7 protein-coding genes are annotated in these 15,623 nt (G+C 73.8%); 6 read left to right on the top strand and 1 reads right to left on the bottom strand.

From position 1 onward, the window contains the following. The first annotated feature begins 5 nt into the window (after positions 1-5). The 5 genes from ACIQWG_RS25235 to ACIQWG_RS25215 all read left to right on the top strand — a co-directional run bounded on the left by ACIQWG_RS25235 (position 6) and on the right by ACIQWG_RS25215 (position 12,897). Positions 6-2,333 (top strand): VWA domain-containing protein, encoded by a 2,328-nt coding sequence (locus ACIQWG_RS25235; RefSeq protein WP_404099786.1) that lies wholly within the window; start codon positions 6-8, stop codon positions 2,331-2,333. 67 nt (positions 2,334-2,400) lie between these two features. Then, positions 2,401-5,982 carry a tubulin-like doman-containing protein gene (locus tag ACIQWG_RS25230; protein ID WP_404099784.1) on the top strand — a complete coding sequence of 1,194 codons (3,582 nt, stop codon included), beginning with the start codon at positions 2,401-2,403 and terminating at the stop codon, positions 5,980-5,982. Then, a complete protein-coding gene (locus tag ACIQWG_RS25225) occupies positions 5,979-8,771 on the top strand; it encodes a hypothetical protein (RefSeq protein ID WP_404099782.1) in 2,793 nt (930 codons plus the stop codon). The genes ACIQWG_RS25230 and ACIQWG_RS25225 overlap by 4 nt, the downstream gene beginning before the upstream one ends. Continuing rightward, positions 8,768-10,912, top strand: coding sequence for a hypothetical protein (locus ACIQWG_RS25220; RefSeq protein ID WP_404099780.1), 2,145 nt, complete (start codon positions 8,768-8,770; stop codon positions 10,910-10,912). The genes ACIQWG_RS25225 and ACIQWG_RS25220 overlap by 4 nt, the downstream gene beginning before the upstream one ends. After that, entirely contained in the window at positions 10,909-12,897 is a 1,989-nt protein-coding gene (locus ACIQWG_RS25215; RefSeq protein ID WP_404099778.1) for a hypothetical protein, read from the top strand. The genes ACIQWG_RS25220 and ACIQWG_RS25215 overlap by 4 nt, the downstream gene beginning before the upstream one ends. Before the next feature lie 8 nt (positions 12,898-12,905). Here the strand turns inward: ACIQWG_RS25215 and ACIQWG_RS25210 are convergent, their stop codons facing one another. After that, positions 12,906-13,793, bottom strand: coding sequence for a GNAT family N-acetyltransferase (locus ACIQWG_RS25210; RefSeq protein ID WP_404099776.1), 888 nt, complete (start codon positions 13,791-13,793; stop codon positions 12,906-12,908). Positions 13,794-14,056: 263 nt separating this feature from the next. Between ACIQWG_RS25210 and ACIQWG_RS25205 the strand changes: the two genes are divergently transcribed. Further along, complete coding sequence (locus ACIQWG_RS25205) at positions 14,057-15,583, top strand: aldehyde dehydrogenase family protein (RefSeq protein ID WP_404099774.1); 1,527 nt, start codon at positions 14,057-14,059, stop codon at positions 15,581-15,583. Positions 15,584-15,623: the final 40 nt, after the last annotated feature.

Raw genomic sequence — 15,623 nt, 5'->3', positions numbered from 1 at the left:
CGGCCGTGGGAAGAGTCACGGGAAGACGACAGACAGGAAGGACCCGGGTCCGGCGCGCCGCCGCGTCGCTGCTGGCCGGCACCGCGGTGGTCGCGTCCCTGCTGGCACCGGCCGGTCAGGATCCGGTGCCGGCGGCGGACTCGGCACCCGCGTTCCCGGCGGTCAACTACGCGGTGGCCGTGGACGAGTCGGCCAGCCTCGCACCCGAGGACATGAAGGCCGAGAAGGCCGCCGCCAAGCGGATCGCGCTCGGCGAGGTGTCCTCGTCCTCGCAGGTCACCGTGTTCGGCTTCGCCGCCGCCGAGAAGCCGGGCCAGCGCGCGGTGGACCCGGTGTGTCCGCGCACCACGCTGGACGCGGCCGGCCGCGAGGACGTCGGCGGCTGCGTCGACAAGCTGCGCAAGCGCAAGGAGAACGAGGGCACCGGCACCGACCTGCCCACCGCCATCCGGCAGGGCGTGGACGACCTGACCGACGGCACCGACGCCTCGGTGCCCCGGGTGCTGTTCCTGCTGACCGACGGGAAGATGGACGTCGAGGACAGCTTCAAGTACGGCGACCCCGCGCACCGCCGGGCCGAGGGCGAACGCCAGTTGAAGGTGGCGCTGGAGGAGGCCGCCGCGCAGAACGTGCAGATCTGGCCGCTGGGCTTCGGACCCGACCCGGACCGGCGCCAGCTCGACCAGATCGCCGCCGGCGGCTACCGCAAGGGCTGTGTGGAACTGCCCTCCGCCACTCCCCGGGCCCACAAGGTCGACGGGGCGAAGGACGTCGGCAGCACGCTGGAGAAGATCTTCGCCGCCGCCCACTGCCTGCGCCACGAGGAGGGCCCGAGCAAGCGGCCGCCGGCCACCCTGGAGATCGGCATCTCACCGCTGGCGACCGTCGGCAGCATCGTCGTCGACAAGGGCGACCCCGAGGTACGGATCACCTACATCGACCCGGCGGGCGACGAGATCCCCGCCTCCGCACGGACGTTCAAGAAGTCCCGCTTCGAACTCGCGGGCGGCACCGGCACGGTGGAGGCGCTGAAGATCGTCGACCCGCTGCCCGGCACCTGGAAGGTGAAGGCCGAGGCGCCGGAGGGCCACCGCTCGCTGCCCGTCGCGGTCAGCGTGCTGTGGCAGGGCGAGCTGCGCGGCGCCATCACCATGGACCCGCCCTCGCCGCAGGCCGGCGAGAAGGTCACCGTCACCATGCGCCTTCAGACCCGCGAGGGCTACGAGATCAAGGACCCGCGCGACTACGAGGGGCTGCGCGTACGCAGCGAACTGACCGGCGACGGCTTCTCCGCGCTGGCGCTCGACCTCGCCGACGACGGCAAGGGCCCCGACCCCGACGCGAGCGACGGCTCCTTCGCCGGTACCGTCACCATCCCCGACGACGCCGACGGGACGCTGACGGTGAGCGCCACGCTGACCGCCTCGGGTCTGAGCGCCGACACCCGCAGCGAGACCGGCGAGGTGGCGCCCGGTGAACTGCCCGTCAAGGCGTCGCTCCAACTGCCCGAAGGCGACACCCACCCCGGCGGCACCGTCACCGGCACCCTGGACGTCAGCAACACCACCGACGCCCCGCACACCCTGCGGCTGTCCGTCGCCGACGTGAAGGACGGGCTGCTGACCGTCGAGCCGGACGAGATCACCCTCAAGCCCGGCGAGCGGGGCACCCGGGACATCACGGTCCGCGTCTCCCCCGAGGGCGCCTTCGGTGACCGGCTCGGCGACGGCCTCGACCTCTCCGGCACCTTCACCGCCGTCGACACCACCGACGACGACCGCACCCTCGAACGCGCGCCGGTCTCGGTGACGGTGACGCCGGAGCCCGGCCTCTGGGAGAAGTACTGGTGGGCAGTGGTGTCCGCCGCCGTGCTGACCGCCGCGGCCGTGGCGGCCCTCGTCGCGTGGGGACGGCTGCGCCGACGCCGGAAGGACCCGTACGGCCTGATGCTCCACCTCGTCTCGGAGGACGGCCGCGTCGTCAACGAACACCCGGCCGGACACGGCAACTCCAAGCAGTGGTACGAGTTCACCGTCGTCGAGGCCCACCGCAGCCCGCGCATCGAGCGGCGCCCGCACGGCCAGTACGCCGTCCAGCGCAGCCGCGAAGGCGGAGCGGTGCTGCGCAAGAAGGGCAACGGCCGGACCCCGCTCGCCCCGGGCGGCCGCGTCCAGCTGACCGACACGCTGAGCCTCGCCCTGGGCGAGGACACCCGGCCGGGCCGGCGCACCGGACGCAGGCCGACCACCACGAGGACGACCACGGTCGGCGCCGGCTCCTCGACCGGTGCCGGGGACAGCGGGAACGACAGCCCCTTCACCTCGTACCTGTGACGCGCACCGCACGGACGTACCCAGCACAGACCTGCGGCCCGGTAGGCCGTGAAGCGGGGAGGAACCCATGAAGATCTTCCAGCCGATGCTCTTCGTCGGCCTGGGCGGCACCGGCGGCCTGGTCGGCGCCGAGCTGGAACGCAGACTGCGCGCCGAACTGTGCGGTCCCGACGGCATGGCGCTGAGCAGGCAGAGCGGCCATGCCCCGTTCCAACTGCCGGACTGTCTCCAGTTCGTGTACGCCGACTACAGCGAGAGCGACCTCCAGCGGCTGCCGCAGTTCAACGTGGACCCGTCGCTGCGGGCCGCCTACGCGCGGACCTCCCGGGCCACCCACAATCTGCTGCCGAACTTCGACGCCTCCCCCGAAGTGACCAAGATGCTCCGGGCGGTGCTGCGCGACGAGGTCGCCGACTGGCTGCCGCCGCGTGTCGACGAGCCGAAGGTCACCCCGCTGCACTCGGGCGCCGGCCAGCTGCCGACCGTCGGCCGGGCCGCCCTGTTCGCCACCCTCCGGCACGGCCTCGGCCCGGTCCTGGAACCGCTGCTCCAGGCGATCGACGCGATCGCCAAGGCGGGCGGCGAACTGAGCGAGCTCGGCGGCGGCAAGGTCAACGGCTGTGACGTGTTCGTCGCCTTCTCGGTGGCCGGCGGCACCGGCGCCGGGATCTTCCTCGACTACCTCCACCTCATCAACTACGCCTTCCAGCTGCGCCGTTTCGACGGGGTGAAGATCTATCCGCTGGTCGTCATGCCGTCGTCGTTCGGCTCGGCCACCGGCGGCGGGCGGGAGGCCGAGCTCAACGCGGCGCGGGCGCTGGTCGACCTGTTCCGGCTGGTGGACACGCAGAACGCGCCGTCGGAGGACAACGAGATCGGCGACCTCGACCGAGGACTCGGGCTCGGCATCCGCTACCCGGGCATGACCCCGATCCGGCTGCGCACCGGCATCCTGCCGACCGCCTTCCTGTTCAGCCCGACCGCCGGGATCCGCGCGGACGACCTGCGCCGCTCCATCGTCTCCCTGGTGATGTCGCTGATCGGCACCGAGCTGGGCGACGGCCGCTCGCAGGGCCGCACCATGGCGGCCGACGACGACTACCAGACCTTCGCGGCCAGCTTCATCAACCGGGGCGTGCAGCGCAGTGCCGTGTCCCCGACCGGCATCGGCCGGCAGGGCGTCTCCACCAGCCTGGTCGCCTCCATGACCGCGCCGATGGACCAGCTCGCCGACCTGGTGGCCGGGCGGCTGCTGCGGCTCGCGGTCACCGACCTCGGGGAACGGCCGCGCCCGGAGCTGCGGGACGAGGCGGTGCCGATGATCCGGCAGCTGTTCGCCGACTCCCACCTCGAAGAGCTGTGGGAACGCAGACAGTTGCCGGTGCCCGAGCCCGATCCGCTGCCGCGCGGCGGAAAGAACATCGAGCAGGCCCTCGGCGAGCGCATCGCCGACATGCAGCGGCTGCTCTCCGACCTGCGCGCCGAGGCGGAGCGCGCCGCCATCACGATGGCCGACCGGTTCGCCCCGCGCCCCGCCCTCGACAAGCTGCTCCAGACCGTGGACCCCTTCCTCGCCGAACGTGTCGTCCGGGGCGTCCCGGACAGCGAGGAACCCATCGCCCGGCTCGGCTTCCTCGGCATGCTCGACCATCGGGCCCGCACCCCGCAGCGCCCGGCCGGGGTGGCCGAACAGCCGCCCAAGATCCCCCGGATCAAGGGACAGTTGGGCGGCCTGGCCCCGGCCCGCTGGGGCGACGACGACGTACAGGCCGCCATCCAGGAGCAGGACGCCTGGTACCAGTGGCGCTGCCGGCTGGTGTGGCACGAGGCCTGGCGCGAACAGCAGATGCACTGGCAGCCCCAGGCCGACGCGGCCGGAACCGACCTCGGCCGGCTGGTGGGCGCCTTCCGCCGGCACAGCGACCAGGAGCGCAAGACCGCCCAGCAGAAGGGCCTCGAACTGTACGAGGACCGCACCGGCATCTCGTATCTCCTACCGCCGCAGCGCACCCTCAACCACTTCTACGAGGACGTGGTGGTCCGGCTGGTCCGCCGCGAGGGGCTGCGCGAGAACGACGACGAGTCCGCGCTGCTGCTCAAGCTGGTCGACGGCGACACCTGGCGCAGCGTCCACGCCCAGAGCCGGCGTGACCCCGAGGGCGCGGTGGCCCGGGTCAAGGGACAGCTGGAGGCCCGGATCACCCGGCTGTTCGCGGAGAGCGGGGCGCATCTGGAGGAACGGCCGCTGCTGCCGTCCATGGGCACGCTGCTGGCCGCGGCGGCAGGCGACGCCGAGGCCAAGGACCAGGTCAGCAAGGAGGCGCTCGACCTGTTCGGCCGCAAGCTGACCGGGCTGCTGCCGGTCGGTTTCACCCCGGAGGGCACCGGTCTGCTGCGGGTCCTGGTGACCCATCCGCGGGTGCAGGCCGTCGAGGAGGTGCAGGAGTTCCTCGGCAAGACCCTGCGGCTGCCGTCGGACGCGAAGAACTCCGTGGAGTACCGGGGCGTGGAGAGCGACTCGATCACCGTGGTGCTCTTCCGCAGCGAGATGAGCCTCACCCAGGTGCCCGAGGCCCGCAAGGTGCTGCGCCAGTGGGCCCGCGCGAAGGACAGCGAGCAGGCGCAGGACGTACTGCGCTGGCGGCAGCGGCTCGGCTACCGGGACAGCTGGATGGTCAGCGGCGAGGACGACCGGCGGGTCATCCTGCACCGGCTGCTGTGCTGCATGTGGAACGGCCAGGTGGACGTCGTCGACGGCGACCCGTCCTCGCCCGACCGGATCCGGCTGCGGCTGCACCCCGAGAAGGGCACACACGTCCCCGGCGTACGGCTGCGGCTCGGCGACTTCCCCGGTGGGGTGTCCAGCTGGGCCGAACTGCTGCGGTCGTACGAACGCTGGACGGTGCTGGACGACGAGCGGATCGTCGAGGACTACTGCCGTGAGCTGATGGGGGCCCAGCCGCAGGGCCTGGCCCGGTCCGGCAGCGAGCCGCATCCCCTCTTCGTCGACCTCGTCGAGAAGGTCGCCCCGCGCCAGCTGGAGCTGCTGGCCGAGCGCCGGGAGCGGGACGGCGAGCGGGTCGAGGGCTGGGTGCGCCCGCTGTGGGAGTTCTGGGCGGAGACCCTGCCCGCCGCCCTCGACACCGAGTTCGGGGACCAGCGCGCGGTCCAGCCGACCCTGCGCACCCTGCTGGAACACGTCCGCGGCGGCTCGCCGGCTCGCCCCCGCACCCGTGAGGACCTCTCGGCGCCCCGCCGCCCGGCACCCGACGAGGACGACTGGGGCACGGCACCGGTCGACCCGCGCGGCGGCTACGCCGACTACGGCAGGCCGTACGGCGACGAGCGCGGCACGGCCGAACGGGACGGCCGCGAGGGCCGGGGCGCACGGCGGGACGACGAGCCGGGCCCCCGTTCGGACAGCCGGCACGACGACCCCGACGACTACGGGGGCCGGGGCGGCGGGCGCCGGCAGGACGACCCCGACGACCCCGACGACGACTACGGCGGCGACCGGCGCCGCGACGCCCACGACGACCCGGACCGCGACGACCGCGGCACGCAGGGCGGTCGGCGGCGGGCCCCGTGGGACGACGACGAGTCCGGCGAGCCCGGCCGCCGCAACCCCTGGGACGGTGACGCGCAGTGAGCACACGCCAGTCCTCCGGGACCGTCATCCACCTGGACCTGCGGGCCGGGGCGGCGGCGCTGCACAGCCCGTCCGCCCTGCGGGACCGGGTCGCCCAGGAGCTGGGCCGGGCCGGGCTGCCCGAGCCCGACGACCCGCTGTTCCTGGTGGTCGACACCCCGGCCGGGCTCAACGACCACCAGACGCAGTACGAACTGCTCACCGGCTACCGGGCGGTGGGCGAGGTCAGACTGCTGGTGCTGCTCGTGGGCAGCGCGCCCGGCTCGTTCGCCGGCCCGGAAGGGGACTTCCAGCCCGACCGCCGGCTGCTGCGCCCCGCCGTGCTGCGGACCACCGGCAGCGGCCTGCTGTGGGCCGGCGATCTGCGCTCCGCCCGCACCGCGCTGGAGCAGCCCGCGCCCGACGACCCGGACGCGCTGGCCGTCCTGGTCGACGCGCTGTCGGTGCCGGACGTCTACCTCAGCGTGCTGGACGGCGTGCAGACGCTGCCGGAGGCCGTGGCCGCGCCCGGTGTACGGCTGCTGGAGCAGGACCTGCCACCCGAGGTGCGTGACCGGGCCTGGCGGGACGCGCTCACCCGGTTCGCCGGCGCGGACGACGACCTGGCGCCGGACGTGGTGCTGACCGCCTCCTCCGGCGCCGATCTGCCGGAGCCGCTGCGCGGGTTGGTGGCCGGCCGGGGCGGCCGGGAGCTGGGGCACCGGGAACCCGGCGGCATCGCGGACGACGCCCACCGTGTCTGCGCGGACGCCCTCGACTACGCCGACGACGCGCTGGCCGGGCTGCGGACCCTGCCCGGTCTGCTGCGGGCCTCCCGCCGGGAGACGTTCGAGGCGGAGGCCGAGCAGGCCCGCAAGTCGCTGGACGACTACCGGGACCTCGTCGCCACGGCCTTGCGGGGTGGCGGCGGCACGGCACCGTCCGCCGCCGAGTCGGCGACCCGGCTGGCGGCGCTCGGGCTGCGGGTGCCGTCGGCCGAGGGCATGGGGGAGCGGATCGGCGAAGGACTGCGGGAGTTCGCCCTGAAGCTGCTCGGCCAGGGGCTCGCCCTGCGCTCGGTGGCGCAGCGCTTCACCGGACTGGCGGGGCGGGTCGAGCCGCTGCCCGGTTCGGCTCTGCTGCCGAAGCTCGGCCCGCACTCGGCCGAGTCCGTGGCCCGGCAGCTGACGGGCGGGGCGGGCGTCGCCGTGCCCGGACTGCCCGTCGCCGGACCACTGGCGGCGTTCGCGGCGGGAGTGCTCGGCGCGTTGTGGTCGGGGCCGTTCCTCGCCCTCGCGGTCCTGGTGCCGCTGCTGTTCGCCGGCATGGCGGCGCTCGGTTCGGCCCGGCTGCGGGGTGCGGGACGCCCCGGCCGCTGGGCGGTGGCCCCGCGCATCGCGGCGTTCTGCGGTGCCGCGGTGGGGGCGGGCGCGGGATACGCCACCGAACCCCCGCTCTGGCTGGGCACGGTCGGCCTGCTGACCGGCCTCGGCATCGCGGTGGAGACCGTACGCCGGCTCTGGTGCGCGGCGGCCGCCGCCTGGGCCCCCGGCCACACAACGGCCGTACTGCGTCGGGCACTTGACGGTCTGGACGCCGTGCTGGCGGAGGCGGTCCGGGAGCACTGGGCCGTCGAGGAGCGCCTGTACTGCGCCGACGCCGCCCGTTCCGTCGCCGGGATGCTGCGGGCGACGGCGGACGCGGCGGAGGCGGAAGCGCTGCCCGGCCCGGCCCGGCCCGCGGCCGACGGGGCCTTCGGTCTGTCCGGCGGGACCCGCGCCGAGGACGACTGGCTCACCGGTGACCCGGACGTCGACGTCGAGGACACCTACGCCGGGGCGGAGGACGCGGAGACCGACTGGGCCAGCGTGTACGCCTGGGAGGAGGAGCCCGCCGAGGACGAGCGCGCAGCCGGTCGCCCGAACGGGCAGGGGCCGGAGAAGAGCTCCGGCGTCTGGCGGAGCAGCCCCGGCAGGGTCCCGCGCTGGCTGGAGCGGGAGAACGGGGAGGGCGGGCCGGAGCTGGTCGCCACCCTGTCCGCCGATCTGACGGATGCCGCGCTGGAAGCCATGAAGCACTACTGGGGTGCCGTCGAGCGCGGCCAGGCCGGCGCCCGCGCCGTCCGGCGCACCGAGGAACGGGTCCACGAGCTGCTGTTCGCGGCCCGCCATCACCTCCAGCACAACGGGGTGCTGGCCCCGCCCCCGTTCGCCGCCCCGCGCCGCGCCCGCGCCACCTCGGCGAACCTGCTCGGCACCGACCCGCACGGACTGGCCGAACTGGTCGGCGCGGACACCGGCCGGCAGGCCGTGGTGCAGCTGTCCACACCCGAGCAGGGCACGCTGCTCAGCCGCGACCCGGAGGCCGCGGTGTGGCTCAGGTTCGCGCCCGGGGCCGTACGCGACGAGGTCGAGAAGTCCTGGCGGGCGACGGGTTCCGGGCACCCGCAGGACGTCCTGTGGACATCGTCCGGCCGCTACGCCGGCCTGGTCCGGCTCACCCCCCTGCGGACCGGCGTGGTGCACACCGTCCGCTCCCGGCAGGGCACCGGTTCCGACGGTCCCGACGGGGCCGATGCGGGTGAGGGGAGGACGGAGGGGTACGGCGGACATCCGTACGAACGCGGGGACACGTACGACCGCACGGACTCGTACGACCGCACCGACACGTATGACCGCGACCGTGCGGACTACGACCGTGCGGACGCCTACGACCGTACGGCCTCGTACGACCGCGCCGACTCCGACGACTGGCTGGCCTCGGACGACTGGCTGGGTTCCGACGACCGAGGGGACGGCGACCGCCGGTGACCAGCACCACGCATTCCCGTACGCCGGGGCCGGGCGGACCGCCGCCGGACAAGCTCGCGTTCACGACGCTGTCCGGGCGGCGGCGCGTCACCCCCGTGCGGGTCGGCAAGGAGTTCCGTCGCGACCGGGTGCTGCCCCAACTGCTGCGCAGGGCCGTGCTCGACGACGAGGGACAGCAGTGCGTCCAGGTGCGGCTCAACGCCAAGGACGCGGCGAACCCGGCGGCGCGCGCCCTGCTGGACACCGAGGCGGGCACCGCCGTGCAACTGGCCCAGGTGCTGGGCGACACGGAGTACGCGGCGCTCTTCCCGAGGCTGATCGGCCACGAGCTGGACACGGCCGAGCCGTTCCTGCTGTACGACCCACCGCGCGGCACACCCGTCGCGCGGATCCATGTGATGGGCGCCGCCGACCAGGAGATCTTCACCCGCGATCTGATGCTGGCCCTGTGCCTGCTGGAGGGCCAGGGCCTGGTGCCGCGCGGCATCGCGCCCGGCACCGTGCTCTGGGACGGCGCGAAGGTCCAGCTGTGGGGACTGGAGTCGGTCACCCGGATCGGCCGGCCGAGGCGTCCGTGGGGCCGCTCGCCGTTCTGCCCGCCGGAACAGCGCGCCGGCCAGGGGCTCGCCGAGCCCCGGGACGCGGTGTGGAGCGTGGCGCAGGTGCTGTACCGGCTGGCGACCGGACGGTCCGGCCCCGCCGACCGGCCGCCCGCCGACCTGGGCGAACACCGCAAGCTCGACCAGACGTTGCGGGACGCCTTCGCCCCGGGCGCGGCCGGCCGGCCGACGCCCGCCCAGGTGCTCGACCTGGTCGCACCGGGTGCCGCCCACCGCGTCCGGGTCGCCGTGCCGCCGGACGAGACCCGCCCCCACCACGAGGCCTTCGAGGAGGCGCTGCGGCTCAAGCGCCAGGCGCCCGCCGCCCCGCCGCGCGAGGAGACGGGGGCCGGGGTGCTCTGCCCCTACTGCCTGGAGACGATCCAACTCGACCTCGGCAAGCTGTTCGTCACCGACAGCCGGATGCAGTACAAGCGGCTGGACCTCAAGGGCATCACCAACCCTGTGCGGCGCACGGACGTCATGCGCGGCGCCGTCCAGAAGTGCACGGCGGACCCGGAGTTTCCGGCGCACTACATCCCGGTGCCCTATCTGACGTACGGCCGGCCGCTGACCGTCGCGATGGTCGGGCAGTCCTCCACCGGCAAGAGCCATCTGCTGACCCAGATGATCGCGGCGATCACCGACGGCGGGTTGGAGCCGTTCGGTCTGAAGTGGCAGTCCGTCAATCCGGAACAGCACGCCAGGTTCGTCCGGGACCGGGTGCAGCCGCTGCGCAACGGCAAGGTGCTGAACCACACCCCGGCGCTCGGCATGGACGACTTCGCCCGCTTCGTGGAGTCCCTGCTGATCACCGACCCGCGCGGGCAGGTGCGCCCGGTCGCCTTCTTCGACCTCGGCGGTGAGGATCTCGTCCGCACCGACGCGGCGCTGCGGTTCCTGCTCGGCGTCGACGCCCTGGTCTTCGTGGTCGACCCGGCGCTGGCCCTGCCGCTGCCGCAGCTGGACCACGCCCGCCAACGCTGGGGCGTGGAGGTGAACCGGGACGGCGACCTGGCCTTCGGCACGGTCCTGGACCGGCTGCCGAAGTACGGCGGGTATCTGGACGTGCCGTCCGCGATGGTGCTGGGCAAGGCGGACCTCCTCAGGTTCCAGCCGCCGGTCGACCGGTGGCTGACCCGGCCGCCGGCCGACTCGCTGGATCCGGCGCTGGTGCGCGAGGAGAGCCGGGACCTGTACGGGCTGCTGCGCCGGCACGCGGGTCAGGCGTGGCTGCGCCCGTTCGACGCGATCCGCCGCTGCACCCTGCACATCGCGTCCGCCACCGGCGGCCAGGAGGACCACGGCCGCTATCCGGCGGGCGCCGGGCCCCGGCGGGTGCTGGAGCCGCTGCTCGCCCTGTTCGCCATGCACGGACTGATCCAACTCCCCGGTGGCGGCGAGGCGTTGGCGGTGGGAGACGCTCCGGCGCTGGAGGCGGTGCCGTGGGACGGGGCCGGCGACGGCGGCCGGTTCAAGAGATCGCAAGGGCCCGAGGAGCCCGAGGGATCCGAGGGATCCGAGGGAGGGGAACTCCGGTGAACGACTTCCAGGACCGGGGCTCGGTGCACCAGGTCGTCTACCGCTGGGACGGCAACCACGGCCGCCAGGGCACCGGCATGAACGCCGTCGCGCACTCCTGCGACGCCGGGCGCGCCGAGGAACTCGGGCGCGAACTGGGCCCGTTGCTGTGGGTGTCCGGTGCTGCGGCCACCCGCCCGAGCGTCGTCCGCACCCTGTCCCGCGACGGCGACGTCCTGCTCGTGCGGCGCTGGCCCACCACCGACCGGGGCGGACGGCCCAGCACGGTCAGCCATGTGCTGGTCGGCGGGCCCGGCACCCTGAAGGTGCGGCAGTGCCTCGGGCTGGCGTACGGCGGCTGGGGCACCCGGGAGAAGGCGGAGACGGTCACCGGGAAGCAGGACGTGGTCGAGGGCGCGAGACTCGACGCGCTGGCGCTCAGGCGACTGCCGGAGATGCTGGGCCAACTGCCGTCGGTCAATCACGCGTTGACGATGGCCGCGGCGGAGTGGCTGCGCGATCCGGTGCAGCGCATCTCGCTGCTGATGGAGGAGGAACGCAGGCATCCCGGCTGGCCGGACCAGGACGCGGTGCCGGTGGTCTACCTGGGGTTGTTCCTGCTCTTCGGACCGTGGCTGGACCGGCAGTGGACCTTCGCCACGTACGACACGGCCGACAGCCACCCGCTCCGGCTCACGTCCGTGCCGGTCTGGGAGCCGGACAGCGGCGGGTCCGGCCCGCTGGCCCGGGTCAGGGGCGGCAAGCCGGTCAACCGCAGATTCGAACTCTGGGCGGCGGCCGAGCTGGTACGGCACCTCCTCGCCCACCCCGACGCGGACGCCGGGGTGCCGCAGCTGGTCCACGAGCTCCCCGAGGGCGCGGGGCTGGACTGGGAGCGGCGCCGGGCCCGCCTCCAGGGAATCCTGGGCGTGGACCGGACACCTCCGGCGGGCACCCGGATCCCGACGCCGGTGCCGACGCCGGTGCCTACGCCGCAGCCGGAGCAACGGCCGGAGGAGGCCCCGGTGCCGGCTCCGGCGAGGGACCGGGTGCCGTCGTACCCGGAGCTGTACGAGGAGCCTTACGAGGAGTCGTACGCGGAGCCTCACCTGGACTCGTACGCGGAGCCGGCCGTGGACCCGTATGCGGAGCCGGCCCTGGACCCGTATGCGGAGCCGACCGAGGACCCATACGCGGAGGCCGTCACGGAGCCGTACGTGGAGCCGGCCGTGGACCCCTCCCCGACCCCGCACCTGGACCCCTCGCTCCGCCGCCGGCTCCGCGGCCACCGTCGGGGCGACGTCATGGGGCAGAGCGTCCTGCTGGCGGAGTTGCGCCGGCAGCCGGACGAGTCGCTCCTGCACGAGCTGCGGTCGGGCGAACTGCCGCTGGAGGCCCAGGAGTTACTGCTGGACGAGCTGGGTGAACCCCGGCGGGTCCAGGCGCGTTCGCTCGACATGCGGCACGAGCTGTGCACGGAGGTGCTCCAGCACGACCTGTACTTCACGCCGCACGGACCGGGGGCGGAAGGCAGGTCGGGAGCGGACCGGGCGTCCCGGGCGGCGCACCTGTTCACCTGGGCCGTCGCCCCGCTGGCCCGGGACAGGCGGCATCTGGTCCCGCTTCAGGAACTGCTGTACCGCCTCAGCCGCGACCCGCACCCCACCACGGGCAACTGGCTCAGGCAGAGCATCGTGCAGCCGCCGAACGGCCGGGTCCCGGACCTGCCGCCGGAGGTGTGGGGCAAGCTCCTGGGGAACGCCCTGATGCGGGCCGGCACCCCGCCGCCCGCCGCTCCGCCGCCACCCCAGGCCTCCCCGACGTCCCGCACGACCGTCCCGGCACCCCTGCCGCCCCTCGCGCCTCCGCAGCCGCCGGACCGTCCGCCGGGGTCGCTCCTGGACCGGCTCTCCGGCGGCAGCGGCATCGCGGGCTGTCTGCTCGTGGGGGGTCTCGGCTTCTGCGCGGTCAGCATGGTCATCGTGGTCGCCTGGTTCCTCAGCTGACGGCAGGCTCAGGGCGCCAGCCGCTTCTCGAACCAGTGGCTGGCGTAGACGTGGTCGACGTACGCCGGGATCTCGGTGTATCCGCAGGCCCGGTACATGGCCTGCGCCTCGGTGAGCGCGGCGTGGGTGTCGAGGCGTACGACATTCAAGTGACGGGTGCGGGCCTCCGTTTCGAGTGCGGTGAGCAGCCGGCGGGCGAGGCCGAGGCGGCGGGCGGCGGGGTCCACCCAGACGTGGCGGATCTCGCCGACGCCGGGTTCCAGGCAGCGCAGCGCGCCACAGCCCACGGGGCGGCCCTCCTCGTAGGCGACGAAGAACGCGCCGGCGTCGCCGGACACCTCCTCGGGCCGTACGAGGTCGGCCTTGTCGAATCCTTCCGGGAAGCGCTCGTCGATGTCGGCGGCGTAGGCGTCCAGACAGGCGCGGGCGTCCGGCGCGGCGCCGTCGACGAGGGTGACGGTGATGCCCGCGAGGCGCAGCAGGCGCTGTGCGGTGGCCATGGCTTCGGTCAGCGTGGTCCGCTGCGGTTCGCTGAGGCCTTCGAGCAGACCGGCGGCGGCCGCGTGGGCCCGCCGGTTCTGCTCCTTCACCTCCACCCGCCCGGCCGGAGTCAGCTCGATCATGCGCAGCCGGCTGTCCTGCGGATGCGCGCTCAGCGTGACCATGCCCTGCGCCTGAAGCGCCTTGGCCATCCGGCTCAGATACCCGGCGTCCAGCCCGAGCCGGCTCCTGAGCTCCCGCAGGGACACCCCGTCCCCGACCTCGAACAGCAGACGGGCCTCGCCGAGCGGGCGGTCCTGGCCGAGGTAGTGGTCGTCCAGCACGCCGATGCGACGCGTGAAGTAGCGGTTGAAGCGGCGGAAGGCCGTCACCTGTTCTGCCGACACTGGCTTCATGTTCTTTGACTTTAGTCAAAGGTTTCGCCGGAGTCCATGGGTCCGCGGGCAGAGTCCGGGCACCGGTCGAGGGGCGGTCGAGGGGGCGCGCCCTTGAGCGATCACCCTGTTTCAGTGGATTCGCCCGCATGTTCCGTGATGCAGCGCACTTTCGGCCATGGATCGCGCATGCATCCGTATCCGGGGGGCAGGCGCACTCGGTCCCGTGCGTGACATACGTGTGACACAGGGGCTCTGAACAGGAACGGAAGGCAACACCGATCATGGCGGACAGTACGGAACTCCAGGCACGCGGCACCATCCACGTGGGAGGGGAATGGCGCGCGGCCGTCTCCGGCGGCACGCGCGAGATCCTCGACCCCGCGGACGGGACGCCGTTCGCCGTGGTCGCGGAGGGTGACGAGAAGGACACCGACCTCGCGGTGGACGCCGCCCGCCGTGCCTTCGACGGCGGCCAGGGCGAGTGGCCCCGCACTCCCGTCGCCGAGCGCGCCGCCGTGCTGCGCCGCGTCGCCGACCTGCTCGTGCGCGACCGCGAGCAGCTCGGCCTGCTGGAGGCCCGCGACGCCGGCAAGACCGTCGAGGAGGGCCGGGTCGACATCGACTGCGTCGCCGACGCCTTCCGCTACTTCGCCGACCTCGTCGCCGCCGAGGCCCCCGGCCGGGTGGTCGACGCGGGCTCGCCCGACATCCACAGCGTCGTCGTCCATGAGCCGGTCGGTGTCTGCGCCCTGATCACCCCGTGGAACTACCCCCTTCTCCAGGCGAGTTGGAAGATCGCCCCGGCCCTCGCCGCCGGCAACACCTTCGTCGTCAAGCCCAGTGAGATCACCCCGCTGACGACGGTCGCGCTCATCGAGCTGCTGGTCGAGGCCGGTCTGCCCGCCGGGGTCGCCAACATCGTCACCGGGCCGGGCCACTCCGTCGGCGCCCGCCTCTCCGAGCACCCCGACGTCGACCTCGTCTCCTTCACCGGCGGCCTGGTCAGCGGCACCAAGGTGGCCCAGGCCGCCGCCCCCACCGTCAAGAAGGTCGCCCTCGAACTCGGCGGCAAGAACCCCAACGTCGTCTTCGCCGACGCCTGCGCCACCGACGAGGCCTTCGACACCGCCGTCGACCAGGCCCTCAACGCCGGCTTCATCCACAGCGGCCAGGTCTGCTCGGCCGGCGCCCGACTGATCATCGAGGAGTCCGTCCGGGACCGCTTCGTCGCCGAGCTGGCGCGCCGGGCCGACCGCATCCGCCTCGGCCGCGGCACCGCCGAGGGCGTCGAGTGCGGCCCCCTCGTCTCCGAGCAGCAGCGCGCCAAGGTCGAGGCGTACGTCGACTCCGCGCTCAAGGAGGGCGCGGTGCTGCGCTCCGGCGGCAAGCGCCCCGAGCCGTCCCCGGACCGGCCGGAGAGCGGCTACTTCTACGAGCCGACCGTCCTCGACCACTGCCACCGCGACATGAAGGTCGTCCGCGAGGAGGTCTTCGGCCCGGTCCTCACCGTCGAGACCTTCCGCACCGAGGACGAGGCCGTCGCCCTCGCCAACGACACCGAGTACGGCCTCGCGGGCGCCGTCTGGACCGCCGACGCCGGCCGCGCCCGCCGGGTCGCCGGCCGGCTGCGGCACGGCACCGTCTGGATCAACGACTTCCACCCCTACCTCCCGCAGGCGGAGTGGGGCGGCTTCGGCAAGAGCGGGGTGGGCCGCGAACTCGGCCCCGCCGGACTCGCCGAGTACCGCGAGACCAAGCACGTCTACCAGAACCTCGCGCCGAAGCCCGTCCGCTGGTTCGCCGGCTGACCTTCCGGTCCCCCAGACCCGTAAGACTTCGCAAGTCCCC

It is taken from the genome of Streptomyces sp. NPDC098781 (genome assembly GCF_044759995.1).
In the GTDB taxonomy this organism is placed as follows: Bacteria; Actinomycetota; Actinomycetes; order Streptomycetales; family Streptomycetaceae; genus Streptomyces.
This window is presented reverse-complemented; position numbering and strand designations above follow the sequence as displayed.